This window comes from Pseudomonas sp. B21-012 (assembly GCF_024749305.1).
In the GTDB taxonomy this organism is placed as follows: domain Bacteria; phylum Pseudomonadota; class Gammaproteobacteria; order Pseudomonadales; family Pseudomonadaceae; genus Aquipseudomonas.
Map to the genome: position 1 here is coordinate 2,003,638 of NZ_CP087197.1, position 22,257 is coordinate 2,025,894.

General features: G+C 63.7%; 25 protein-coding genes. 13 read left to right on the forward strand and 12 right to left on the reverse strand.

The window, feature by feature from the left end:
* The first annotated feature begins 72 nt into the window (after positions 1-72).
* The 6 genes from pqqA to LOY37_RS09185 all read left to right on the forward strand — a co-directional run bounded on the left by pqqA (position 73) and on the right by LOY37_RS09185 (position 5,865).
* Positions 73-144: a pyrroloquinoline quinone precursor peptide PqqA gene (gene pqqA / locus LOY37_RS09160; protein WP_009394664.1), complete on the forward strand. Its 72-nt coding sequence runs from the start codon at positions 73-75 to the stop codon at positions 142-144.
* Positions 145-268: 124 nt separating this feature from the next.
* Positions 269-1,432: an alcohol dehydrogenase-like regulatory protein ErcA gene (gene ercA, locus LOY37_RS09165; RefSeq protein ID WP_045202081.1), complete on the forward strand. Its 1,164-nt coding sequence runs from the start codon at positions 269-271 to the stop codon at positions 1,430-1,432.
* Complete coding sequence (locus tag LOY37_RS09170; RefSeq protein WP_258716683.1) at positions 1,416-3,083, forward strand: hybrid sensor histidine kinase/response regulator; 1,668 nt, start codon at positions 1,416-1,418, stop codon at positions 3,081-3,083. The genes ercA and LOY37_RS09170 overlap by 17 nt, the downstream gene beginning before the upstream one ends.
* 283 nt (positions 3,084-3,366) lie before the next feature.
* A complete protein-coding gene (locus LOY37_RS09175; RefSeq protein ID WP_045202077.1) occupies positions 3,367-3,771 on the forward strand; it encodes a TraR/DksA C4-type zinc finger protein in 405 nt (134 codons plus the stop codon).
* A gap of 543 nt (positions 3,772-4,314) precedes the next feature.
* Entirely contained in the window at positions 4,315-5,535 is a 1,221-nt protein-coding gene (locus tag LOY37_RS09180) for a methyl-accepting chemotaxis protein (protein WP_408980724.1), read from the forward strand.
* A gap of 114 nt (positions 5,536-5,649) precedes the next feature.
* Positions 5,650-5,865 (forward strand): hypothetical protein, encoded by a 216-nt coding sequence (locus LOY37_RS09185; RefSeq protein ID WP_258716685.1) that lies wholly within the window; start codon positions 5,650-5,652, stop codon positions 5,863-5,865.
* A gap of 12 nt (positions 5,866-5,877) precedes the next feature.
* Here the strand turns inward: LOY37_RS09185 and LOY37_RS09190 are convergent, their stop codons facing one another.
* Positions 5,878-6,087, reverse strand: coding sequence for a hypothetical protein (locus tag LOY37_RS09190; protein ID WP_045202071.1), 210 nt, complete (start codon positions 6,085-6,087; stop codon positions 5,878-5,880).
* A 319-nt stretch (positions 6,088-6,406) separates the two neighbouring features.
* Between LOY37_RS09190 and LOY37_RS09195 the strand changes: the two genes are divergently transcribed.
* Entirely contained in the window at positions 6,407-6,877 is a 471-nt protein-coding gene (locus LOY37_RS09195) for a hypothetical protein (protein ID WP_045202070.1), read from the forward strand.
* Positions 6,874-7,080, forward strand: coding sequence for a hypothetical protein (locus LOY37_RS09200; protein ID WP_045202068.1), 207 nt, complete (start codon positions 6,874-6,876; stop codon positions 7,078-7,080). The genes LOY37_RS09195 and LOY37_RS09200 overlap by 4 nt, the downstream gene beginning before the upstream one ends.
* A 2-nt stretch (positions 7,081-7,082) precedes the next feature.
* Here LOY37_RS09200 and LOY37_RS09205 read toward each other — a convergent pair whose 3' ends face one another.
* The 7 genes from LOY37_RS09205 to LOY37_RS09235 all read right to left on the reverse strand — a co-directional run bounded on the left by LOY37_RS09205 (position 7,083) and on the right by LOY37_RS09235 (position 14,243).
* The gene (locus LOY37_RS09205; RefSeq protein ID WP_045202065.1) at positions 7,083-7,448 is read right to left on the reverse strand and encodes a Na+/H+ antiporter subunit G; all 366 of its coding nucleotides are present in this window, start codon (positions 7,446-7,448) and stop codon (positions 7,083-7,085) included.
* Complete coding sequence (locus LOY37_RS09210; protein WP_038996132.1) at positions 7,445-7,723, reverse strand: K+/H+ antiporter subunit F; 279 nt, start codon at positions 7,721-7,723, stop codon at positions 7,445-7,447. The genes LOY37_RS09205 and LOY37_RS09210 overlap by 4 nt, the downstream gene beginning before the upstream one ends.
* Complete coding sequence (locus tag LOY37_RS09215) at positions 7,720-8,208, reverse strand: Na+/H+ antiporter subunit E (protein WP_258716686.1); 489 nt, start codon at positions 8,206-8,208, stop codon at positions 7,720-7,722. Before LOY37_RS09215 ends, LOY37_RS09210 begins: the two co-directional genes overlap by 4 nt.
* On the reverse strand, positions 8,205-9,890 hold the full coding sequence (locus LOY37_RS09220) for a monovalent cation/H+ antiporter subunit D (RefSeq protein WP_258716687.1): 1,686 nt from the start codon (positions 9,888-9,890) through the stop codon (positions 8,205-8,207). Before LOY37_RS09220 ends, LOY37_RS09215 begins: the two co-directional genes overlap by 4 nt.
* Positions 9,887-10,231, reverse strand: a complete 345-nt coding sequence (locus LOY37_RS09225; protein WP_010224297.1) for a Na+/H+ antiporter subunit C — start codon at positions 10,229-10,231, stop codon at positions 9,887-9,889. The genes LOY37_RS09220 and LOY37_RS09225 overlap by 4 nt, the downstream gene beginning before the upstream one ends.
* On the reverse strand, positions 10,231-13,146 hold the full coding sequence (locus LOY37_RS09230; RefSeq protein WP_213601946.1) for a monovalent cation/H+ antiporter subunit A: 2,916 nt from the start codon (positions 13,144-13,146) through the stop codon (positions 10,231-10,233). The genes LOY37_RS09225 and LOY37_RS09230 overlap by 1 nt, the downstream gene beginning before the upstream one ends.
* A gap of 149 nt (positions 13,147-13,295) precedes the next feature.
* Entirely contained in the window at positions 13,296-14,243 is a 948-nt protein-coding gene (locus LOY37_RS09235) for a DMT family transporter (protein ID WP_258716688.1), read from the reverse strand.
* A gap of 84 nt (positions 14,244-14,327) precedes the next feature.
* On the opposite strand from LOY37_RS09235, the gene LOY37_RS09240 reads away from it, so the two are divergent.
* On the forward strand, positions 14,328-14,891 hold the full coding sequence (locus LOY37_RS09240; RefSeq protein WP_258716689.1) for a helix-turn-helix domain-containing protein: 564 nt from the start codon (positions 14,328-14,330) through the stop codon (positions 14,889-14,891).
* A gap of 21 nt (positions 14,892-14,912) precedes the next feature.
* Here LOY37_RS09240 and LOY37_RS09245 read toward each other — a convergent pair whose 3' ends face one another.
* Positions 14,913-15,470: a cysteine hydrolase family protein gene (locus LOY37_RS09245; protein ID WP_258716690.1), complete on the reverse strand. Its 558-nt coding sequence runs from the start codon at positions 15,468-15,470 to the stop codon at positions 14,913-14,915.
* Positions 15,471-15,577: 107 nt separating this feature from the next.
* On the opposite strand from LOY37_RS09245, the gene LOY37_RS09250 reads away from it, so the two are divergent.
* Positions 15,578-16,558 carry a GlxA family transcriptional regulator gene (locus LOY37_RS09250; protein WP_093385108.1) on the forward strand — a complete coding sequence of 327 codons (981 nt, stop codon included), beginning with the start codon at positions 15,578-15,580 and terminating at the stop codon, positions 16,556-16,558.
* A 78-nt stretch (positions 16,559-16,636) separates the two neighbouring features.
* Positions 16,637-18,061, forward strand: a complete 1,425-nt coding sequence (locus LOY37_RS09255; protein WP_258716691.1) for an FAD/NAD(P)-binding protein — start codon at positions 16,637-16,639, stop codon at positions 18,059-18,061.
* On the opposite strand, the gene soxR is transcribed toward LOY37_RS09255, so the two are convergent.
* Complete coding sequence (gene soxR, locus LOY37_RS09260; RefSeq protein WP_093385099.1) at positions 18,058-18,522, reverse strand: redox-sensitive transcriptional activator SoxR; 465 nt, start codon at positions 18,520-18,522, stop codon at positions 18,058-18,060. The genes LOY37_RS09255 and soxR overlap by 4 nt on opposite strands.
* Positions 18,523-18,610: 88 nt before the next feature.
* Between soxR and LOY37_RS09265 the strand changes: the two genes are divergently transcribed.
* Positions 18,611-18,988 (forward strand): antibiotic biosynthesis monooxygenase, encoded by a 378-nt coding sequence (locus LOY37_RS09265; protein WP_093385094.1) that lies wholly within the window; start codon positions 18,611-18,613, stop codon positions 18,986-18,988.
* Here LOY37_RS09265 and LOY37_RS09270 read toward each other — a convergent pair.
* Together LOY37_RS09270 and LOY37_RS09275 are read right to left on the reverse strand one after the other, a co-directional pair.
* Positions 18,971-19,741 carry a S9 family peptidase gene (locus tag LOY37_RS09270; protein ID WP_045202044.1) on the reverse strand — a complete coding sequence of 257 codons (771 nt, stop codon included), beginning with the start codon at positions 19,739-19,741 and terminating at the stop codon, positions 18,971-18,973. The two genes, LOY37_RS09265 and LOY37_RS09270, sit on opposite strands and share 18 nt — an antisense overlap.
* Positions 19,728-20,837, reverse strand: coding sequence for a DUF3182 family protein (locus LOY37_RS09275; protein ID WP_258716692.1), 1,110 nt, complete (start codon positions 20,835-20,837; stop codon positions 19,728-19,730). The genes LOY37_RS09270 and LOY37_RS09275 overlap by 14 nt, the downstream gene beginning before the upstream one ends.
* A gap of 219 nt (positions 20,838-21,056) precedes the next feature.
* On the opposite strand from LOY37_RS09275, the gene LOY37_RS09280 reads away from it, so the two are divergent.
* Positions 21,057-22,217, forward strand: a complete 1,161-nt coding sequence (locus tag LOY37_RS09280) for a cysteine desulfurase family protein (RefSeq protein ID WP_258716693.1) — start codon at positions 21,057-21,059, stop codon at positions 22,215-22,217.
* Positions 22,218-22,257 lie beyond the last annotated feature (40 nt).

Genomic DNA, 22,257 nt, shown 5'->3' on the forward strand with positions numbered 1-22,257 from the left:
ATTCGACCCGCACCGGCAACGGTGTATTAATAGGTGCACCGCAATCCTGTGGTGCCAGAAGAGGATGGACCTATGTGGAAAAAGCCTGCGTTCACTGATCTGCGTATCGGTTTTGAAGTGACCATGTACTTCGCCAATCGCTGATCCCTCTTGCGCCGGTCGCTGCTTGCAGCGGTCGGCGCTCCTGTTTCTGCCCGCCGATGGTCTGATTGCAATCGATGCGGGATGCTTTAGGCTGGCGCTATTACAACAAGAACAGAGGCGTCCCATGAGCCCGAAGCTGAGCCAGTTGCGCAAGTTCGTCTCCCCGGAAATCATCTTCGGCGCCGGTTGCCGGCATCATGTCGCCAACTACGCCAAGACCTTCGGCGCGCGCAAGGTTCTGCTGGTCAGTGACCCCGGCGTGATCGCCGCCGGCTGGGTAGGCGATATCGAAGCCAGCCTGCAGGGCCTGGGCATCGATTACTGCCTGTACACCGAGGTATCCCCCAACCCGCGGGTTGAAGAGGTAATGGCCGGCGCCGAGCGCTACCGCAGCGAACAGTGCGACGTGATCGTCGCCGTCGGTGGCGGCAGCCCGATGGATTGCGCCAAGGGCATCGGCATCGTGGTTGCACATGGCCGGCACATTCTCGAGTTCGAAGGGGTCGACACCATTCGCGTGCCAAGCCCGCCGCTGATCCTGATCCCGACCACCGCCGGTACCTCCGCCGACGTTTCCCAGTTCGTGATCATCTCCAACCAGCAGGAACGCATGAAGTTTTCCATCGTCAGCAAGGCGGTGGTGCCGGATGTGTCGTTGATCGATCCTGAGACCACCCTGAGCATGGACCCGTTCCTCTCCGCCTGTACCGGCATCGATGCCCTGGTGCATGCCATCGAGGCGTTCGTCTCGACCGGCCACGGGCCGCTGACCGACCCCCATGCGCTGGAGGCCATGCGCCTGATCGACGGCAACCTGGTGCAGATGATCGCCAACCCCGACGACATCGCCCTGCGCGAGAAGATCATGCTCGGCAGCATGCAGGCGGGGCTGGCGTTCTCTAACGCGATTCTCGGCGCCGTGCATGCCATGTCCCACAGCCTGGGTGGCTTTCTCGACTTGCCCCATGGGCTGTGCAATGCGGTGCTGGTCGAGCATGTGGTGGCGTTCAACTACAGCGCCGCGCCAGAGCGGTTCAAGGTGATTGCGCAAACCCTGGGCATCGATTGCCGGGGCCTGAGCCACAAGCAGATCAGCCAGCGTCTGGTCGAGCACCTGATCGCCCTCAAGCGCGCCGTGGGCTTTCATGAAACCCTCGGCCTGCATGGCGTTGGCCTCAGTGATATTCCATTCCTGTCCCAGCACGCCATGGATGACCCGTGCATCCTCACCAACCCGCGCAGCTCCAGCCAGCGCGACGTCGAGGTGGTGTATGGCGAGGCCCTCTGAACCGGTGGGCGATGCCCTGGCCGGGCTGCTGGGGCTGAGCAACCACACCGTACGCAAGAGTCATTACCCGGAACTGGCGGTGCGCCTGGAAGAGCTGGAAGCCGAGCGCAATCGCTATAAGTGGCTGTTCGAGCACGCCGTGCACGGTATCTTCCAGGCCAGCCTCGAAGATGGCATGCGCGCCGCCAACCCGGCGCTGGCGCGCATGCTCGGGTATGTCGACGCCCAGGCCCTGGTGCTGTCGCGCAACGACCTGGCCAGCCATCTGTTCGCCGGCGGCCAGGATGAACTGCTGGCCATCGCCCAGGTACTGCAGCGCGAGCAGGCGCTGATCGGCTATGAGACCCAGCTACGCCGGCGAGATGGCAGCCATATCGACGTGCTGATGAACCTGCTGCTGCGCCCCGACGAAGAGGGCGTGGTCGAAGGCTTTGTCGCCGACATCACCGAACGCAAGCAGGCCCAGGCGCGCCTGCAGCAACTTAACGACCAGCTCGAGCAGCGGGTCGCCGAGCGCACCAATGAGCTGATCGAGGCGCGCGACGCCGCTCAGGCGGCCAATCGCAGCAAGGACAAGTACCTGGCGGCGGCCAGCCACGACCTACTGCAACCGCTCAATGCCGCCCGGCTGCTGATCTCGACCTTGCGCGAGCGATCGCTAGCGAAGAGTGAACAGCAACTGGTCGAGCGTGCCCACCAGGCCCTGGAAGGCGCGGAGGACCTGCTCACCGACCTGCTGGATATCTCGCGGCTGGACCAGGCGGCGATCAAGCCCGACCTCGACCTGTACCGCCTGGATGAAGTGCTGGCGCCGCTGGCCTCGGAGTTCCAGCCCGTGGCCGAAGCGGCTGGGCTCAGCCTGCGCCTGCGCAGCGCGCGCCTGGCGGTACGCACCGACCTGCGCCTGCTCACACGGATCCTGCGCAACTTCCTCAGCAATGCCTGCCGCTACACCGAGCACGGAAGCATTCTGCTCGGCGCGCGGCGCCGGGGCGAGTACCTGCGTCTGGAAGTCTGGGACAGCGGCCGTGGCATTGCCGCCGATCGATTGCAGTCGATCTTTCTTGAATTCAACCAGCTGGATGTTGGCCGCGCCGCTGATCGCAAAGGCGTCGGGCTGGGGCTGGCGATTGTCGAGCGGATCGCGCGCATTCTTGATTACCCGGTGCAGGTCCGCTCATGGCCGGGACGCGGCTCGGTGTTCAGCATCGATGTGCCATTGTCGAGTGAGCAGCCCAGTGAGTTGCCGCCATCGACGCTGGTGCTGCCCAGTGTTGGCGACCCGTTGCCAGGGCGCCGGCTTTTGGTTCTGGACAATGAGCTGAGCATCCAGCAAAGCATGGCCGCGCTGCTGCAGCAATGGGGCTGCGAGGTGCTTACCGCCAGCGACTATGCCAGCGCCCTGGTGGTGCTCGACGGCCGGGCGCCGGAGCTGATCCTGGCAGATTTCCATCTGGACCACGGCGTAACCGGTTGCGAGGTGGTGCGCGATTTGCGTCGCCATTTCGCCTGCAGCATCTTTGCCGTGATGATCACCGCTGACCGCAGCGACCAGAGCCGCCGAGCCATGCAGCGCCTGGGCGCACCCTTGCTGAACAAGCCGGTGAAGCCTGGCAAGTTGCGCGCGGTGTTGAGCCAGTTGCTCGGTTGAGGGGATCTTTGTTACAAGGTTTTTGTCGGAGAATGACCGTTTGTCCCCGGGAAAGCGCCTGCGCCGCGGTTTTTTTGTTATAAACCAGCGCCGGGGGAGGGCCTGCAGGGCCTTTTCAGTCATTTGCACCGTCATTTCTGTTGCCCAGTGTGAATCTCGGCCTTAGACTGCCGCCCCCTGTAAATTGAGTGCCGGATGGTGCTTGAAGAATTCCGCTGCTGGCGAGCTGTTCGCCAGGAGCACCCGATTCGCCTTAATGCACGTATTTTTTATAGAGAAATCAATGACAAAGGAAAAGTTGCTGGCCATGCCGGCCGATGACTACATGAACGCTGAGCAACTGGCTTTCTTCACCTCGCTGCTGCAGCAGATGAAGGTCGAAATCCATGAGCGCATCGAGCAAAGCCGTGTAACCATCGAAAGCCTGGACACGCCTGCCGATCCTGCCGATGCCGCCTCGGTCGAAGAAGAGCGCCATTGGTTGGTCAATACCATCGACCGTGACCAGCGCCTGCTGCCGCAGCTGGAAATGGCCCTGGGCCGTATTGCTGACGAGAGCTTCGGCTGGTGCGACGACAGCGGCGAGCCGATCGGCCTCAAGCGCCTGCTGATCAGCCCGACCACCAAGTACTGCATCGAAGCTCAAGAGCGTCACGAGCAGATCGACAAGCACCAGCGCCAGGCCTGACCCGCGCAGGTGTCACCGCAAACCCCCGCAGAGCGATCTTCGGGGGTTTTGCTTTTCTTGCCCTGTATCAAGGGCACCGGTCTTACACCCAAGGAAGCATGGCTAATGGCCTAATAGTGGCGTTTAATGGCCGCACAACAAGACGTGCTGCGATGGAGCCAAAACATGATGCGAGAAGGATCTCTGCCTGGCGCCGTGGTTGAAGGGCAAGCTGCGCCGTTCGCCGTTGCGCCGTGGTCAGATACGGTTTTGCAAAGCCTGGTGCTGGCAGGGTTGCTGGCAGCTATGGCGTTTGCCGGGCTTTCGTTCTATATCGGCCTGCCGCTGGCCTTGCTGGCGCTGTGGCTACCGCGCTTGCGCAAGGCGACGATTGTCGTGCAGCAAACCCGCGAGCCGCTGGCCGAGCTGACCCGCGACCTGGCCCGAACCACCAGCGACAATGCACTGTCGGCGGCCGGAGTGGCGTTCTCGGTGCAACAGTTGGCCGGCAAGCTGCAATCGCAACTGGATGCCGCTGCGCAGATCGTCAGCAGCGCCGAAGTGATGATCGGCACCGAGAAGGCCACCTCGCAGTTGAGCCAACAGGCCCTGGTCGCTGCCCGCAGTGCTCATGAAAGCAGCGCCGCCGGACGCACGGTGCTGGCCGAGTCGATCCAGCGCATGCATCACCTGAGCGAGCGGGCTACCGCCAGCCGTGAACTGATCGAGGCGCTGCACCAGCGCAGCGAGGACATTGCCCGGGTAACCCTGGTCATCCAGACCATCGCCAGCCAGACCAACCTGCTGGCCCTCAACGCTGCCATCGAAGCCGCCCGGGCGGGTGACCATGGGCGTGGCTTTGCCGTGGTCGCCGACGAGGTCCGCGGCCTGGCCGGGCGCACCGCCAGCGCTACCGAAGAGGTCGGGCAGATGGTCGCCGATATCCAGCAGCGTACGGCGCAGGTGGTCGAGCAGATTCGCGAACTGTCCGATGACCTGCACAGCGGGGTCGACCAGGTCGAACACACCGGCGAGCAACTGGACAGCATTGCCGGGCTGGCTGCCGGGGTCGAGCAGCAGATCGGCGAGATCGCCGAGGGCACCGAGACCAACCGCCTGCAACTGGACAGCCTGTTCGAGGCCGTGGAGCGCATGCGCAGCGACCTGCAGGTCAGCGACCAGCAAACCCAGCGCCTGGCCCAGGCCGCAGTGCAACTGGAAGGGCAGGCTGAAAGCATCAGCGAGCGTCTTGCCGAAGTGGGCCTGGATGACTATCACCAGCGTGTTTACGACCTCGCCCGCCAAGGCGCGCAGCGAATTGGCGAACAGTTCGAGAGCGATATTGCCCAAGGGCGCATCAGTCTCGAGGACTTGTTCGACCGCCACTACCAGCAAATCCCCGGCACGTCGCCGGCCCGTTTTCGCACCCGCTTTGATCACTATACCGACCAGGTCCTGCCGGCAATCCAGGAGCCGTTGCTCAAGCTGCATGAGGGCCTGGTGTTTGCTATCGCCTGTACCCAGCAGGGCTACGTGCCCACCCACAACACTGCCTTCAATCAGCCGTTGACCGGCGACCCGGCCCTGGATACCGCGCACAATCGCAGCAAGCGCAAGTTCGACGACCGTACCGGCATTCGCTGCGGCAGCCATCAACAGCCGGTGTTGTTGCAAACCTATACCCGCGATACCGGTGAACTGATGCACGACCTGTCGGTACCGATCCTGGTGCAGGGCAGGCATTGGGGAGGCTTGCGTCTGGGCTACCGGCCGCAGCAGGGTTGAGCGGTTTTGTTACCTGCAATGTAAAACAGCTATGCCGGGGATAGCTTTTTCCCTGAGCGCCCAGGTCTTATCATACGCACATCGTTAGGTTGCTAATAAATTCCGGAGGGAATGATGAATAGCCAAGTCGATGTTGCAGTGATGATTGGCAGCGGCGTGCCTGCGTCGCTACAGGCGCTGGGCAAGCGGGCGTGCTGGGTAGTGCTGGTCAACGGTGAACGACGAGGTACGGCCTTCGCCAGCCGTAATGAAGCTCAGGAATGCCAGGCGGCCTGGCTGGAGCAGTTGCATGGGGCTGACCGGCCCGCCGTTGCGCGTCAGGCCGGTTGAGCCAGGCGCCGGTCAGTTTTCCAGGTGACGGGCCAGGGCACAGGCTTCGGTATGCTCGCGGCGAAAGCCCCTGACGCGTCCGGTGGCCTGTTCGGTGATGTGAAAGAAGCCGATGCCGGCCGGTACTACCACGAAGCGTGGGGTGCTGTTGTGTGAGTGAACAGCATATTCTCTGTAGGAAACGCCTTTAGGCTCTCGACGGAATTCGGTGTTTTCGTGCATATTCGCTTCCCTGTGTTCTGTGGATGATTTCCAGGAGCCCGTCCTGCTAAAGGGCTTGCTCTCATCTATCGCACTTTTGTTGCGGTAGTGCTGTCAGAAAAAGCGTCTCCGTTTAAGGAAATCTGCTGAAAATCTGCAAACTGACTAAAGCTTGCAGTAATGGGTAAATATTCCTGCGGGTTGCTTTGCCAGTCTGCACAGACTTTTCATGCACAAATCCACTAGTCTTTCAGACTTCGAATTGAAGTACCGTTGCCTTGCGGCTGCCTCACGGCCTGCGGGGGGAGCGGCGTGTAATCGGTTTTTGAGGAATTCTTCTTTGGCAGTCAGCAATCTTGATACACATGCCCTGTTTGTTCTGGGCGACCTCAGGGCGAAACTGGTCAAACAGTTTCAATCGCGTTTTGTTTACGTCACCGAACAAAACGCGGAAGGTCTGTACATGGCCGAGATCGATACTGAAACCGCATTGGTGGTGGATGACAAGCAGCGTCTGGAGCTCAAGGTTGGCGATCATTTTCGCGCCGCAGTGTTGCCCAGCCGCGAAGGTGGCAAGCTGGAAATCCGTTTTCGCGAAATCAAACTGACGGTGTATGGCCTGGGTGACTATGCCTTTGTCTCGGTGCCTGAAGGCGAAGGTATTGTCTTCAAGGAAGGCCAGGGCGTGGTGTTGGTGTTCGCCGCCCACGAGCAGTTGCAGGAAGGCTTGAGCAAGACCCTCAAGGCCGTGACCCGCAAGGTTGCCAAATGGCAGAAGGGTGAGCTGACCACTTTCAAGGCCAGCGAGTGAGCGCATCCGCCGAGCGCACCAGCCGCGCCGACTTTCATGCCCGGCACCAGGCCCAGGCCCGTGCCCTGGCCGAACAGTGGCTGTCGCAGCGCCCGCAGTTGCAAGGCGCCTGGTTTGCCTGGGTCGCCACTCAGCTCTACCAGTTGAGCCCGCCCGAGTACGCCGCCATGGTCCGCCGCGAGCTGCAGCAGCTCAGCGGCTGAGTTCAGTTGCCGCGGTCGCGGCCACTGCTGACTTCTTCAGGTACATCATGCCCGGCCATGCGCTTGCGAAACAATGCAGCGCGCGCCAGCAGCAGGGTGGTGACCGGCACGGTGATCGACAGCAGGACCGGAATCAGCCAGGCATGCAGCACCGGTGACTCCTTGAGCATCGAGAAGTACAGGATCGAGGCCAGGGCCACGCACCAGGCGCCCAGGGTCGAGGCCAGTGCTGGCGGGTGCATGCGCTGGAAGAAGTCCTTCAGGCGAATCAGGCCGACCGCACCGCTCAGGGCGAACAGGCTGCTGAGCAGCAGCAACACGGCCACCAGCACCTCGACCCACAACGGCAATTCATTGGCATTGATCATTCGATCACCTCGCCACGCAGAAGGAATTTAGCCAGGGCGAAGGAGCCGACAAAGCCGAACAGCGCGATCAGCAGTGCCCCTTCGAAATAGGTGTCGCTGGCGTAGCGGATACCCAGCACCAGCATCATCAGCATGGCCAGGATATACAGGTAGTCCAGTGCCAGGACCCGGTCCTGCGCCGAAGGGCCGCGAAACAGCCGCCACAGGGTCAGGGCCATGGCCAGGGCGAAGATGAACAGGCTGGCGAGAATGGCATTGGCAAGCAGGCCAGTCATTCGAAGATCTCCATCAGCGGGCGTTCATAGGTGTGCTTGAAGTGCTCGATGAACTGCGCCTCGTCCTCCAGATCGAACACATGCAGCAAAAGCACGCTGCGATCCAGTGCCAGCTCCGACCAGATGGTCCCTGGGACCACCGTGGTGATCATCGACAAAGCGGCCAGGCCGTGGGCGTCACGCAGTTCCAGGGGAATGTGCACGAAGCGCGAGCGCGGCGGACGGCGCTTGGCCGACCACACGCCGCGGGCGACCTGCAGGTTGGACACCAGCACATCGACGCCGACCCGCAGGATCAGGCGCACGATGGTGCCCGGGCGGCGAATGCGTACCTGCAGCGGGCGCAGCGGCGCCATCAGCAGTGGCGCAACAACGCCGAGCAGGGCGCCCAGCAGCAGGTTGCCCGGGCTTACCGAGAGGTTCAGCAGCAGCCACAGCAGGCACAGCGACAGCGACAGCAGCGGGGCAGGGAACAGGCGCTTCATGGCTGCACCTCGGTGCTGGCGGCCAGGCTGGTCGGCCCCGGAATCGGTCGGGTGCCGAGCACGGCGCTGACGTATTGCTCGGGGTCCTGCAGGCTGGCGGCGGTGTCCTGGGTATAACGCAGCAACGGCTCGGCGCGCAGGCTGAGCAGCACGCACAAGCCCAGCAGCACCACGATGGGGATGCACTCAAAGCGGCGTAGCAGCGGCGAAGGGCGCTCCTGCGGGGTCCAGAAGCGCTGGATGCCGACGCGGGTCATGGCGATCAGCGAAGCCATGCCGGAGAGCACCAGCAACGCCACCAATATCCAGCCGGCGACACTCAACGGCTGCTGCGGCGCCACACCCAGCCCTTGCGGGTTGAACAGTGCGCTGATCAGGCTGAGCTTGCCGATAAAGCCCGACAGCGGCGGCATGCCGATGATCAGCAGGGCGCAGGCGATAAAGCTCAAGCCGAGGAAGGCCATGGTCCAGGGGATCACCTGGCCGATCACCGCTTTCTGTTCGTCATCGAGGTTGATGCCTTTGGGTGGGTGCAGCGACTCGACGGGCGAGGGCAGGCCGTCGCCTTCATCGTCCAGAGGAATTTCGTTGGCCGAGCGCGAGCGCTCGATCAGCTCAGCCAGCAAAAACAGCGCACACAGCGCCAGGGTCGAGCTGACCAGGTAGAACAGCGCGGCGGCGGTCAGGGTTGCCTGGCCGAAGCCGATGGCCGCCAGCAAGGTGCCGGCCGAGACCAGGATGCTCAGGCTGGCCATGCGCTCCAGGCGCTGCGCGGCCAGTATCGACACCGCCGCGCAGCCCAGGGTGGCGAGGCCGCCGTAGATCAGCCAGTCGCCACCAAAGAACGCCGAAGCACCGGCCTGTCCGGAAAACAGCAAGGTCCACAGGCGCAGTACGGTATAGAAGCCGACCTTGGTCATGATCGCGAACAGCGCGGCCACCGGTGCGCTGGCCGACGAATAGGCCGGCACCAGCCAGAAGTTCAGTGGCCAGATCCCGGCCTTGGCCAGGAACGCCGTGGCCAGGATCGCCGCGCCGGCGTGTAGCAGGCCGCGATCGGCCTCCGGTACCAGCGGGATTTTCAGGGCCAGGTCGGCCATGTTCAGGGTGCCGGTGACGCCGTAGAGCATCGCCGCACCGATCAAAAACAGTGACGAGGCCAGCAGGTTGATGGCGATGTAGTGCAGGCCGGCCTTGACCCGCGCGCGCCCCGAACCATGCAGCATCAGGCCGTAGGAGGCCGCCAGCAACACTTCAAAGAACACGAACAGGTTGAACAGGTCGGCGGTCAGGAAGGCGCCATACAGGCCCATCAGCTGGATCTGGAACAGCGCGTGGAAGCTGGCGCCGGCGCGGTCCCAGCGGGCCATGGCGAACACCAGGGCGCTGACCCCGACGATGCCGGTGAGTACCAGCATCAGGGCCGATAGACGGTCGACCACCAGCACGATGCCGAACGGCGCCGGCCAGTTGCCGGGCAAGTAGACGCCAATCGAGCTGGCCTGGCCCTGACCTTGCACCCATAGCAACAGGGTAATGGCGATACCCAGGCCGAGCAGGCTGGAGATCAGGTTGATGCGCGCCTTGAGCGGTCGGCGTTTTTCCCCGAGCAGCAGCATCAGCGCTGCGGTCAGCAACGGCAGCAGGATGGGTGCGACGATCAGTTGGTTCATCGCACTCATTCGTTAGGCTCCCGGCCATCGACATGGTCGGTCCCGGTCAGGCCGCGCGAAGCCAGCAACACCACCAGGAACAGTGCGGTCATGGCGAAGCTGATGACGATCGCGGTGAGCACCAGGGCCTGGGGCAGCGGGTCGGTGTAGTTGAGCAGATCCTGGGGCACGCCGTCCTTGATGATCGGCTCCTTGCCGATGAACAGGCTGCCCATGCTGAAGATGAACAGGTTGACCCCGTACGACAGCAGGCACAGGCCCATTACCACCTGGAAGGTCCGTGGCCGCAGGATCAGCCAGACCCCGGAGGCGGCGAGCACGCCAATGGCGATTGCAATGACTTCTTCCATCAGGCGGCTCCTGCTTGAGTGGGTTTCTGTTGGCTGCCCGGGCGATGACCACGCACCGACTGGTGAGCCAGCGCGGTGAGGATCAGCAGGGTCGAACCGACCACCACGGTGAACACGCCGATATCGAAGAACAGCGCACTGGCCAGGTGGGTGTCACCCAGCAATGGCAAATGCAGGTGCGCGGTGTGGGTGGTCAGGAACGGGTAGCCGAGCAGCATCGCGCCAACCCCGGTGAGGGTCGCGCAGAGCAGCCCGGTGCCCATCCAGCGCAGCGGTCGCAGGCTCATCTGCGCTTCGACCCACTGGGTGCCGGCCACCATGTACTGGAGGATGAACGCCACCGACATTACCAGGCCGGCGACGAAACCGCCGCCTGGCTGGTTGTGGCCGCGCATGAACAGGTACATCGACACCACCAGGGCGATTGGCAGCAGCAGGCGCACCAGCGCCGCCGGCACCATCATGAAACCCAGCGCGGTGTCGGCCGCGTGGCGCGGGTTGACCAGGTCGGTGACCACGTCCGGGGCCAGCAGGCGCTGCTGCGCCGGCAACTGCATGCTCTCCTTGGGCGGGCGGAAGCGTCGCAGCAGGGCGAACACCGCCAGGGCCACGGCCACCAGCACGGTGATCTCGCCGAGGGTATCGAAGCCGCGGAAGTCCACCAGCATGACGTTGACCACGTTGCTGCCGCCACCTTCGGGCAAGGCCCGGCTCAGGTAGAACGAGGAGATGTCGTTGGGGGTCGGGCGGGTCAGCATGGCATAGGACAGCAGCGCCATGCCGCCACCGACGCCGACCGCCAGCAGCAGGTCGCGCAGGCGGCGCAGGCGCGCGCGCTCCTGGGTGCCCGGCAGCGGCGAGACGCCTTCGATCCGCCGTGGCAGCCAGCGCAGGCCGAGCAGGATCAGCACCGTGGTGACCACCTCGACCACCAGTTGGGTCAGGGCCAGGTCCGGGGCCGAGAACCAGACGAAGGTAATACAGGTCATCAGGCCGCAGACACTGACCATGGTCAGCGCCGCCAGCCGGTGGTACTTGGCCTGCCAGGCAGCGCCCAGGGCGCAGGCAATGGCGATCAGCCAGAGCATGACGAACACACCCGAGCCCGGGATCTTCGGCCGGTCACCCCAGCTCAGGCCGCTGTGCAGCATCGGCAGCAGGCCGGCCAGCAGGGCGATCAGCACCAGCATGAACAGCTGCTTTTGCAGGCGCCGGGTGGTGAATACCCGTTCGAAACGCCGGGCGGTGCGCATGATCAGCACCTGGCCGTGTTCGAACAGGCGCTTGCCGTTGAAGCGCTCGATCAGCGGCGGCGACGGGAAGCGCCCGAGCTTGAGCTGGTTGCGCAGCAGCAGGTAAAGGATGATGCCGCCGCTCATGGCGATCAGGCTCATGATCAGCGGCGCGTTCCAGCCGTGCCAGATCGCCAGGCTGTACTCGGGCAGGGTGCCGCCCACCACCGGCAAAGCGGCAGCGGCCAGCAGCGGGCCGACCGATTGCGCCGGGAAGATACCGACCACCAGGCAGGTCATCACCAGCAATTCGACCGGCGCGCGCATCCAGCGCGGCGGCTCGTGGGGCGTGTGCGGCAGGTCGGTGGCCGGCGGGCCGAAGAACACGTCGACGGTAAAGCGCAAGGCATAGGCAACGCTGAAGGTACCGGCGAGGGTGGCGATGACCGGCAAGGCCGCTTCGACCCAGGCGGTGGAGCTGATGAATACGGTTTCGGCGAAGAACATCTCTTTGGACAGGAAGCCGTTCATCAACGGCACCCCGGCCATCGCAGCGCTGGCGACCATGGCCAGGGTCGCGGTGAACGGAATGAGCCGGAACAGACCGCTGAGGCGGCGGATGTCGCGGGTGCCGCTTTCGTGGTCGATGATCCCTGCGGCCATGAACAGCGAGGCCTTGAAGGTGGCATGGTTGAGGATGTGAAACACCGCGGCGACCGCTGCCAGCGGGCTGTTCAGGCCCAGCAGCAGGGTGATCAGGCCCAGGTGGCTGATGGTCGAATAGGCCAGCAGGCCCTTGAGGTCGTTCTGGAACATCGCCGCAAAGGCGCCGAGCACCAGGGTGGCGGCGCCGGCGCCGCTGACGATCCAGAACCATTCCTCGGTGCCGGAGAGCGCCGGCCACAGCCGCGCCAGCAGGAATACCCCGGCCTTGACCATGGTCGCCGAGTGCAGGTAGGCCGAGACCGGGGTGGGCGCCGCCATGGCATGGGGCAGCCAGAAGTGGAAGGGGAATTGCGCGCTTTTGCTCAACGCGCCGAGCAGGATCAGGGGTAACAGGACGGGATACAGGGCATGGTTGCGAATCTGCTCACCGGCAGCGAGGACCTTGTCCAGGTCGTAGCTGCCGACCACATGGCCGAGCAGCAGTACCCCCGCCAGCAGGCATAGGCCACCCGCGCCGGTGACCATCAGGGCCATGTAGGCACCGCGGCGGGCGTCGGCGCGATGGTGCCAGTAGCCGATCAACAGGAACGAGAACAGGCTGGTCAGTTCCCAGAAGAATACAATCTGGATCAGGTTGCCGGAAATCACCAGGCCGAGCATGGCACCCATGAACGCCAGGAAAAAGGCAAAGAAGCGCGGCACCGGGTCTTGCGGCGACATGTAGTAGCGCGCGTACAGCGACACCAGGGTACCGATGCCCAGCACCAGCAAGGAGAACAGCCAGGCGAAGCCGTCCATGCGCAGGACCAGGTTCAGGCCCAGGCTCGGCAGCCACAGGAATTCTTCACGGATCACGCCGCCATGGGCGATCTGCGGGTACATCAAAGCGACCTGGACAGTGCCCACCAGGGCGACCAGTCCGGCCAGCAGCGATTCGCTGTTGCGTGCGTTGTGCGGCAAGACAGCCGCCAGGCAGCTGCCGACGAACGGCAGAAGCAGTAGCACTATCAAGGACATAGATTTCTAATCTGCAGGAGTTTGTAAGGGATCATACGTGGCGACTGGTCGATCACCAACCCGCAAGCTGTCGCAGAATCCTACAAGAGCGCTGTATCAATCCTTTTTTTTATAACAGTTTTTTTCAAAGGATAGCCTGCATTTGTCGATCACAGGCCCGGTTCGCGTTCTTCGGCGTGGGCCTCGAGAGTCGTCTGCTCTTGGTTACGGCGGCGAAACTTCAGCTCGCTGACCACCACGGCGACGACGATCAGCAAACCGCCAAGCAGGGCCACGCCTGGCAGGCGCTCGCCGGCAATGCGCCCGACGATGCCGGCCCACACCGGTTCACCGGCATAAATCAGCGTGGCACGGGTTGGCGAGACCGATTTCTGTGCCCAGTTCATCGCCACCTGGATCACCGCGCTCATCGCCCCCAGGCCCACGGCGCTGAGCAGCAACAGCCAGGAGAAGTCCGGCAGGCGCTCCTGGGTCGGTACCACCATCATGAACGACAGCACCGAGGCGGTGGCCAGTTGCACGACGGTTACCCGGCGAACATCCACCTGGCCGGCGTAGCGGCTGATCAGGATGATTTCTGCGGCAATGGCTACGGCGCTGACCAGGGTGGCGATTTCCCCAGGACTGAACTGCAGCGAACCACCACCGGGGCCTGCCAGCAGCATCAGGCCGGCAAACGCCAGGCCAATCCCCAGGCTTGGCATCAGGCCCGGGCGGCGGCCCAGCACCAGCCATTGCAGCAAGGGCACGAAGGGTACGTAAAGGGCGGTGATGAATGCCGACTGGCTGCTGCTGATGGTTTGCAGGCCAACGGTCTGCAGGCCGTAGCCAAGCATGATCGATACACCGATCAACACCCCGGCCTTGAGTTCGGTAGCGGTCAGGCCCGGCAGCGAGCGGGCCGTCACCAGACCGACGAACAAGGCCGCGGCGGCAAAGCGCAAACCCACGAAGAACATCGGCCCGCTAACCGTCATCACGTTATGCACCAGCAAAAAGGTGCCGCCCCAGAGCATAGTGATAAACACCAGCACCAGTTCGGCCTTGCTCAGCCGGAAGGAAACGGAAGGGCGTTCAGCGGGGTTCGTTGGGGTCATGGCCTTGCACACGGAAGAGGGTCGACGCACAATTGCGGCGAAAGTGGGCAGTATACTGCGCAACCCCTATTGATGAGCAATATAGTGCACAAAGATTCCCCTCAACGCGCCTCGGTGCTTCAGCATGTCAGCCAGAACATTCGTCGCCTGCGCCATGCTGCCCAGTTGAGCCAGAGTGCCCTGGCGCAAAAGTCCGGGGTCAGCCGGCGCATGCTGGTGGCCATCGAGGCCGGCGAAAAGAATGTCAGCCTGACCACCCTCGATCTGATCGCCGAAGCCCTGCAAGTTGCCTTCAGTGACTTGATCAAGGCGCCGGATAGCCGCGACCCGAGCCGCATCAACGAACTGGCCTGGGCCGGTGTGCATCCCGGCAGCAAGGCCGTGCTGCTGGCAAGCTCCGCCGCCACCCGGGAGGTCGAACTCTGGGAGTGGCGCCTGGAACCCGGTGAGGTCTACCCCTGCGAGCCCGATGCCGATGGCTGGAGCGAGCAGTTGTTTGTGTTCGAAGGCTGCCTGACCCTGGAGGTCGAAGGGCAGCAACAGCGGCTCAATGCTGGCGAGTTCTTCACCTTTGCCAGCAATCGCCGCTATGCCTATCGCAATGACGGCGAGGTGGCGACCCGCTTCGTGCGCAATGTGGTGATCTGAGCACGCGGCGGGTCACGGCACTCAGCGCTTGGTGTCGGTCAGGTAGTGTTCGGTGGAAATCACCTGGGCGTAGGCGAAGGCCAGCGATGCCATAAAGGCTGCATGCACCTGCGCCGCCGGCACATTGATGCCGTTGAACTCCAGGGCGCGGGTCGCGCAGGCATCGTGAACCACGGTGACGCCATAGCCGTAGTCGGCCGCCGCGCGGCTGACGGCATCGATGCACATGTGGCTCATGCTGCCGATCACCGTGACCTCGCTGACGTTCTGCTCATCCAGCAACTGCTTGAGCCCGGTACCCAGGAACGAATTGACCTTGTGCTTGAGCAGCACCGGCTCGTCTGCGCGGCTGGCGGCCTTGGGGTGAATCTGCGCACCTTGCGAGCCCGGGGTGAAGAACGGCGCGTCTTCGGACTCGAACTCGTGGCGTACATGCACCACCAGGTCGCCGCGGGCGCGGGCGGCCTCAAGGATGCTGGCGGCGTTGTCGGCTGCCGCATCGGCACCATCCAGAGTCCATTTGCCGCCGGGGAAGTAATCGTTCTGGATATCGATGACGATCAGTGCCTGCTTGCTCATGTCAAAAGCCTCGTGTTGGGGAGTGGTTGTGGCGTGTTGATAGTTATAGGCTTGGACGATGCGCTTGCGGATTGGCGCGAACGACAAATTGGCGGGAAAAACTGACAATGGCAGCGGCGCAGGACACTCTGGAAATTGGCGTGCTGGTTTATCCCGGCGCGCAACTGGCCGCCGTGCATGGCCTGACCGATCTGTTTGCCGTGGCCAACCGCCTGCGCCTGGAGTTGGGGGCGCTGGAGCGGCCCGCATTGCGCGTCAGCCATTGGAGCGAGGGGCCTGATCAGCAACTGCAGGTAACCTTCGACACGCACCCAGGCAGCCTGCACCCGCTGCGGGCCATGATCATCCCGCCGAGCCTGACCCAGGCGCCCTCGCCCGAACTGCTCGATCGCTACTGTGCCAGCCTGCGTCAATGGCATGCGGACGGCGCGTTGCTGGTGTCGGTTTGCGTCGGGGTGTTCTTCATCGCCGCCAGCGGCCTGCTGGACGGGCGCCCGGCGACCACCCACTGGAATTTCGCGCAATCACTGGCCGAGCGCTTTGCGCAGGTGCAGGTCGAAGCCAACCTGCCGCTGCTCGATGACGGCGACATCATCACCTCGGCCGGGTTGATGGCCTGGACCGATCTGGGCCTGAAACTGGTCGAGCGTTTCCTGGGCGAAACCCTGGCGGCGGAGACTGCGCGGTTCCTGGCGGTCGAACGGGTCAGCGGCGGGCAGCACCCCGGCAGCGTCTTCAGCCCTCGGCTGGACCACGGCGATGAGGCGGTGCTCAAGGTCCAGCACTGGTTGCAGGGCAGTGGTGCGCGTGAGGTGTCGCTGGCGGCCATGGCCGCGTGTGCCGGCCTTGAGCAGCGTACTTTCCTGCGCCGCTTTCGCAGCGCCACGGGCCTTAAGCCCACCGAGTACTGCCAGCAGGTCAGGGTCGGGCGGGCTTGCCGCATGCTTGAGTTCACCAACCGCTCAATCGACCAGATCGCCTGGGGTGTCGGCTATCAGGACCCGGGCGCGTTTCGCAAAGTGTTCTTCAAGGTCACCGGCCTTGCCCCCAGCGACTACCGGCGCCGACTCACCGCTGTGGTGGCTTGATCCTACTTTGGTACAGGCCGGGCTGCGCACTTGGCGTTTTGTTGCCTATTATCCGTTGCAACCAAGACGGAGAACGCCATGAGCGCCCCTGAACAAGCCGAGAGTCCGCCGGCCGATGTGCTGATCATCGGCGGCGGCCTGAGCGCAGCCCTGCTGGCCGCGCAGCTGTTGCGCCAAGCCGGCCAGCGCCGTGTACTGGTCGTCGAGCCACGCGATGAACTGGGGCGCGGCGAAGCCTACAGCGCCACGCACCTGGGGCACACCCTCAACGGCAATGCCGCGCGCATGAGTGTCGACCCGGACAACGCCGATGACCTGAGCCAGTGGCTGGGCCAGCACATTGCTGCCGGAGGCTGGCCAGAGTCGGCCGCGCAAGGGGTACCGGTGACAGAGCTGTTTGCGCCTCGCGGGCTGTTTGGCGTGTATGTCCGTCAGCGCCTGGCCGAGGCGCAGGCGGTGGGTGCGCAGCAGGGCTCGTGGCTTGAGCATGTTCAGGCCGAGGCGCTGGACCTGGCGGTGGATGAACTGGGGCTCAGCGTAAGCCTGGCCGACGGTCGGACCTTGCGCGCCAGCCGGGCCGTCCTGGCCACCGGCATGTTTGCCGCCGCGCGTACTCCCCAACGCGGCGACAATGCTTTCAACAGCGCCTGTGTGGACCCCTGGGATATCCAGGCCATGCGGTCGATCAACCCGGACGGCCGGGTGGTCATTATCGGTTCCGGGTTGACCATGGTCGACGCCGTGGTGTCGCTGCAGGCAGCCGGCCATCGCGGCCCGATCGAGGTATTTTCCCGCCACGGCCTGCTACCTCATGTACGTCGTCAACCGCCGGCATGGGAAGATTTTCTCGCTGCGGACCTGTCACTGCGCAGTCCATTGCAACTGCTGCGGGCCTTGCGCAATCAGTGCCGCTTGGCCCAGCAGCAGGGCATCGACTGGCAGGCGCCCTTGGACACCGTGCGCGTGCATATCGGCAGGCTCTGGAGCCAGGCCAGCGAGCGTCACAAGCGCCAGTTCGTGCGCCATGTGCGGCCTTGGTGGGAGAGCCATCATCATCGATCGCCACCGCCGGGAGCGGCATTGCTGGCGCAGTTGATCGAAGCAGGGCGATTGCGGATTCATGCGGCGTCGTTGCAAGGGGTCGAAACCGGCGCCGACCGCCTGCCGGTGGTCAAGCTGCGCTTTCGCGGGCAAACGCAGGTCGAGCGGATCAGCGCCGACGCCCTGATCAATTCCACCGGTATTGAGTACGACTGGCGCCGGGTGGCCCGGCCCTTGCCGCAGAATTTGCTGCAACGCCGGCTGATCCAGCCGGGGCCGCTGGCCCTGGGCATCGCCGCAAACGCCCAGGGCGCGGTGCAGGATGGCGAGGGCCGCTACAGTTCGCAGCTGTTTGCCATGGGCCCGCCGCTGCGCGGGTTGTGGTGGGAGAGCACATCGGTGACCGACGTGGCCTTGCAGGCCAAGGCGCTGGCGCAGCTTCTGGCCGGCACGGGCCGTTAGTCGTCGTGTTCGGCGCCAGGCTCCAGCAGTTGCGGCCCGGGGCCCTGTTCGCCGAGCTGGTCGTCACAGTTGCGCAGCGGGCAGCTTTGCAGCGACATGCAGCCGCAGCCGATGCAGCCGTCGAGCTGGTCGCGCAGCACCATCAGCTTGTCGATGCGCCGGGTCAGGTCCTGGCGCCATTGCTCCGATAGCCGTTGCCAGTCCTTCACGCTCGGTGCACGGCCCACCGGCAGCGTTTGCAACGCGGCATGAATGGTGGCCAAGGGAATACCCAGGCGTTGCGCCATCTTGATTACCGCCACCCGGCGCAGGGTTTCGCGCGGGTAGCGGCGCTGGTTGCCGGCGCTGCGGGTGCTGTAGATCAGGCCTTTGCTTTCGTAGAAATGCAGGGCGGTCACGGCCACGCCGCTGCGCGCCGACAGTTGGCCGACGCTGAGGGCGCTCTGGGCGGTATCGGGCATGACAGGATTTCTCTTGACCTCTAGTTAACTCGAGGTTTTACCCTGCCTGCCATCGCACCGCAAGTGCAAAGGCAGAGGGAGTAGCTTCATGCTGGTTTCAGACAACAGCCTGTGTTTTACCCAGATGATCGAGTTCGAGGTGGCGCCGGATCGTCAACACGCGCTGGCCCAGGCGCTGGTGCTGCGCAGCGAGTACCTTGCCGTGCAGCACAACGGCCTGGTCGCTGCCAGTATCCAGGCCAGCGATGATGGCAGCCGGGTATTGCAATACCTGCAGTGGCGGTCACGTACTGCCTGGGAGGCTGCTGTCAGCAGTTTCGAGCAGGAGCCGTTCCTGCAACTGATTCGCCAGCACCAGGCCAGAAGCGTGAACTTCAATGCCTTCCAGACCCTCAGCAGCCTGGCGCGTACAGCCGAGCACGGGCTGCACTGCCAACTGCCTATGGACTCAGGAGTACCAGGGTGAATGATGCGGGTAGCGGTCAAGTCGCGCGCCAATGACCATTTCGCTGATCCAGGCACTGAGAATAGAGCTGTAGGCCTTCTGGCTGCGGTCGCTGGACAGCGCGTGGTCGGCGCCGTCGACGATCCGGTGGGTCAGCGAATGGGCACTGACGAAGGCTGAGCGGTAACTCATCAAGGTGCTGTGTGGCACGAAGTCGTCCTGTTCCGACTCCACCAGCAGCACATCGCCGGCAAACTCTGCGCAGGCGCCCAGTGCACGGTTGTCTGCCGGCGCGAGCGGGCGCTGACGGTAGTCGCTCAGACGCTGGCGGTCGAGGGCTTGTTTGGGCAGCTTCCATTCCTCATCCCAGTACAGCGCCGGCACCCGCAATGCCAGCCATTTGACCGGGCGCAAGGCTGTAAGCAAGGTCGCCAGGTAGCCGCCGTAGCTGCTGCCGATCAGGGCGATGGCGCTGCTGTCGACTGCCGGATGACTGACCAGCCGATCGTAGGCGCCAACCAGGTCAGCGAGGTTCTGCTCGCGGGTAACACTCAGGCGCTGGCTTTCGGTCTTCTCGTGGCCACGCAGGTCGAAGGTCATGCACACGCAGCCAAGGCCGGTGATCTGCTTGGCCCTGGCCAGGTCGCGTTGCTGGCTGCCACCCCAGCCGTGCACAAAGAGGATGGCGGGCACCTTGGCACTGGGGCTGACGATGGTTCCGGCGATGCTCTCGCCATCGACCGGAATCTCGATCGCTTCGCTATGGATGGTCATAGTCGCGGATCCGTGCGTATTTGCAGACTCGTCCGAGTTCACTGTCGTCCCCCTGATAGAAAATCGTCGCATCGGCGGGCAGCTCAGGCGCGTCGAAGGCTTCATGGGTGGAGGCGCGCACGCGCATCAGCGCCGGGTCAGCGGCAAACGCCTGCAGCGCCAGTACCTCGGCACTGCTGGCACCACCGATGCGCCAGGATTGTTCGAGCACGCCGCTGCGCAGCTTGCCCTGGCTGTTAAGGCCGCGTGCCACGTCATAGTTGCGCCGTGAGGCAATAAACCCAGGGAAGCTCTGCAGCGCGGCCTGTTCGTAGCTCCTGGCCTGGGTAATGGCCAGGCGCAGGTGATCTTCCAGTTGCAGTTGCAGCAGGTCGTCGTAGTCACCGCGCACCAGCACCAGGTCCGACCCGCCGTAGATCTCCTCGCCCTGATGGTCGCGGGTCAACTGTTGGGTGCCGTAGTAGCTGCAGAGGATGCCGGCGACCAGGGCCTGGCCGACGCTGAAGGTCTGCACCTGGCTGAGGTTCTCCTCCAGGGTCAGGCCCCAGAGGGCTATTTCCTGTTCATCCATGGCGCCCAGTGCCTGCTCCAGGCCTTTCATGTTGTCGATCACGGATTGCCCGCGGCCTGCGGTGGCGCGTACCGGCTTGAGGCGCAGGGGCCCCTCGCGCAACAGCAATTGTGCGGCGCGCAGGGCATCGTCGAGGCTAAAGACGCTGTAGCCACGAAGCAGCGCATCCTGGGCCAGCCGGGCGAAATCATTGCTCCAGCCCAGCGGAAAACGCGCATCGGCCGCAATCGGGTGGGAAATCGCCTTGGTGGCCATAAACGGCTGGCTGACCAGGCCGCCAAACAGATCGGTCGGTGCGCCAATGCCCATTGCCCGATAGCGTTCGGCACCGATCAGGGTTTCAGTGGGCAGGTAGTAGAAGTTCTGGTTTGCCGTCGGCGGCTGGGCAGGGCTGACCACCTCGGTGTGGAACAACTGCGCGAGCCGTTCGGCGAGCTTGAGGTGCACACTGTGTTCGTGTTCGGGTGTACTTTGACGGGTATCCAGCAGCACCACGCCTTGCTTGCGGTCTGTCGATCGGAGCATGGGCAGATCCTCCCTTGCCGGGCTGTACTGAATGTGAAGTCTATGAGTGGCAGAAGTTCAGGGTGAGTGACTGAAGGATGGTTTTTAGGTTATATAAATATGAAAATTGATAATTTATAGTTCTATTGGTGGCTGGTGCACTATGGCGTTGCACTTTCCCTACACGGATTTAGGCAACGTCTGCTTTGCATGGCGACGACAACCAGAGAGCCTGCTGTCATGAACGATCTTCCGCTGTATTTCGACTACGCCGCCACGACACCGGTCGACGAGCGAGTCATCCAGGCCATGGTCAGCTGTCTGGGCGCCTCGGGCAATTTTGGCAATCCGGCCTCCAGCTCCCATTGCTACGGGCAGAACGCGCGCACGGCCGTGGAGAATGCCCGTGCCCAGGTTGCCGGGCTGGTGGGGGCACAGGCCGGGCAGATCGTCTGGACCTCGGGGGCGACCGAATCGAACAACCTGGCGCTCAAAGGCCTCGCCCAGTGGCGCCCGGGTGGTCACATCATTACCAGCCAGATCGAACACAAGGCGGTGCTCGATACCGTTCGCCAGCTTGAGCAAAACGGATTCGAGCTGACCTTGCTCGCGCCCGACGCCCAGGGCCTGATCACAACCGAAGCGCTGCGCGCAGCCCTGCGCGAAGATACCTTCCTGGTTTCACTGATGCTGGTGAACAACGAACTGGGGACCGTCAACGATATCCCGGCGCTGGCCGAGGTTGTACGCCAGCATGGCGCCTTGCTGCATGTGGACGCGGCGCAAGGGGCGGGCAAGCTGTCGATCGACCTGGCCCGCTGGCCGGTCGACTTGATGTCCTTTTCCGCGCACAAGGTCTATGGGCCCAAAGGCATTGGCGCCTTGTATGTAGGAGAGCGCGCCAGGCCCTTGCTGCAAGCGCAGATCCACGGCGGCGGGCACGAAGGCGGGCTGCGCTCCGGGACGCTGGCAACGCACCAGATCGTCGGCATGGGCGAGGCGTTTGCCGTGGCCCAGGCGCTGCTTGAAGACGAAACCCGGCGCATCGCTCATCTGCAGCAGCGCTTGCTCGATCAGTTGCTGAGCGTGCCCGGGGTGAAGCTCAACGGCAGTGCCGGGCAACGCATCGCGCATACCCTGAGTCTTACCTTCGGCGGTGACGTTCCCGATTTTTCGACGTTGGCCCAGACCTTGGCATTTTCTTCGACCTCAGCCTGCAATTCGGCGAGCAATGCAGCGTCCCACGTGCTTCTTGCGCTGGGGCTCGAGCCGCAGGCCGCGCGCCAGACCCTTCGCCTGAGCCTGGGCCGCTACACCCGGGCAGAAGACATCGACCAGGCAATCCGCGCGATCAAGGCCTCGTTACAATCACAACCCTTCTGGGCGGTTGCCCAGGGCTGAAGCCTGTTCCATTATCAGTGCCTATAACAATGGATGCCGT

Excerpts from the sequence above, each read along its gene's own strand:
- LOY37_RS09275 (WP_258716692.1), bottom strand. The coding sequence starts at position 20,837 with ATGCTCCGATCGACAGACCGCAAGCAAGGCGTGGTGCTGCTGGATACC.
- LOY37_RS09280 (WP_258716693.1), top strand. The coding sequence starts at position 21,057 with ATGAACGATCTTCCGCTGTATTTCGACTACGCCGCCACGACACCGGTC.
- LOY37_RS09250 (WP_093385108.1), top strand. The coding sequence starts at position 15,578 with ATGGCAGCGGCGCAGGACACTCTGGAAATTGGCGTGCTGGTTTATCCC.
- LOY37_RS09230 (WP_213601946.1), bottom strand. The coding sequence starts at position 13,146 with ATGTCCTTGATAGTGCTACTGCTTCTGCCGTTCGTCGGCAGCTGCCTG.
- LOY37_RS09185 (WP_258716685.1), top strand. The coding sequence starts at position 5,650 with ATGAATAGCCAAGTCGATGTTGCAGTGATGATTGGCAGCGGCGTGCCT.
- soxR (WP_093385099.1), bottom strand. The coding sequence starts at position 18,522 with ATGCCCGATACCGCCCAGAGCGCCCTCAGCGTCGGCCAACTGTCGGCG.
- LOY37_RS09175 (WP_045202077.1), top strand. The coding sequence starts at position 3,367 with ATGACAAAGGAAAAGTTGCTGGCCATGCCGGCCGATGACTACATGAAC.
- LOY37_RS09270 (WP_045202044.1), bottom strand. The coding sequence starts at position 19,741 with ATGACCATCCATAGCGAAGCGATCGAGATTCCGGTCGATGGCGAGAGC.
- LOY37_RS09170 (WP_258716683.1), top strand. The coding sequence starts at position 1,416 with ATGGCGAGGCCCTCTGAACCGGTGGGCGATGCCCTGGCCGGGCTGCTG.
- LOY37_RS09245 (WP_258716690.1), bottom strand. The coding sequence starts at position 15,470 with ATGAGCAAGCAGGCACTGATCGTCATCGATATCCAGAACGATTACTTC.
- LOY37_RS09205 (WP_045202065.1), bottom strand. The coding sequence starts at position 7,448 with ATGATCAATGCCAATGAATTGCCGTTGTGGGTCGAGGTGCTGGTGGCC.
- LOY37_RS09265 (WP_093385094.1), top strand. The coding sequence starts at position 18,611 with ATGCTGGTTTCAGACAACAGCCTGTGTTTTACCCAGATGATCGAGTTC.
- ercA (WP_045202081.1), top strand. The coding sequence starts at position 269 with ATGAGCCCGAAGCTGAGCCAGTTGCGCAAGTTCGTCTCCCCGGAAATC.
- LOY37_RS09215 (WP_258716686.1), bottom strand. The coding sequence starts at position 8,208 with ATGAAGCGCCTGTTCCCTGCCCCGCTGCTGTCGCTGTCGCTGTGCCTG.
- LOY37_RS09210 (WP_038996132.1), bottom strand. The coding sequence starts at position 7,723 with ATGACTGGCCTGCTTGCCAATGCCATTCTCGCCAGCCTGTTCATCTTC.
- LOY37_RS09220 (WP_258716687.1), bottom strand. The coding sequence starts at position 9,890 with ATGAGTGCGATGAACCAACTGATCGTCGCACCCATCCTGCTGCCGTTG.
- LOY37_RS09190 (WP_045202071.1), bottom strand. The coding sequence starts at position 6,087 with ATGCACGAAAACACCGAATTCCGTCGAGAGCCTAAAGGCGTTTCCTAC.
- LOY37_RS09180 (WP_408980724.1), top strand. The coding sequence starts at position 4,315 with ATGATCGGCACCGAGAAGGCCACCTCGCAGTTGAGCCAACAGGCCCTG.
- LOY37_RS09255 (WP_258716691.1), top strand. The coding sequence starts at position 16,637 with ATGAGCGCCCCTGAACAAGCCGAGAGTCCGCCGGCCGATGTGCTGATC.
- LOY37_RS09225 (WP_010224297.1), bottom strand. The coding sequence starts at position 10,231 with ATGGAAGAAGTCATTGCAATCGCCATTGGCGTGCTCGCCGCCTCCGGG.
- LOY37_RS09235 (WP_258716688.1), bottom strand. The coding sequence starts at position 14,243 with ATGACCCCAACGAACCCCGCTGAACGCCCTTCCGTTTCCTTCCGGCTG.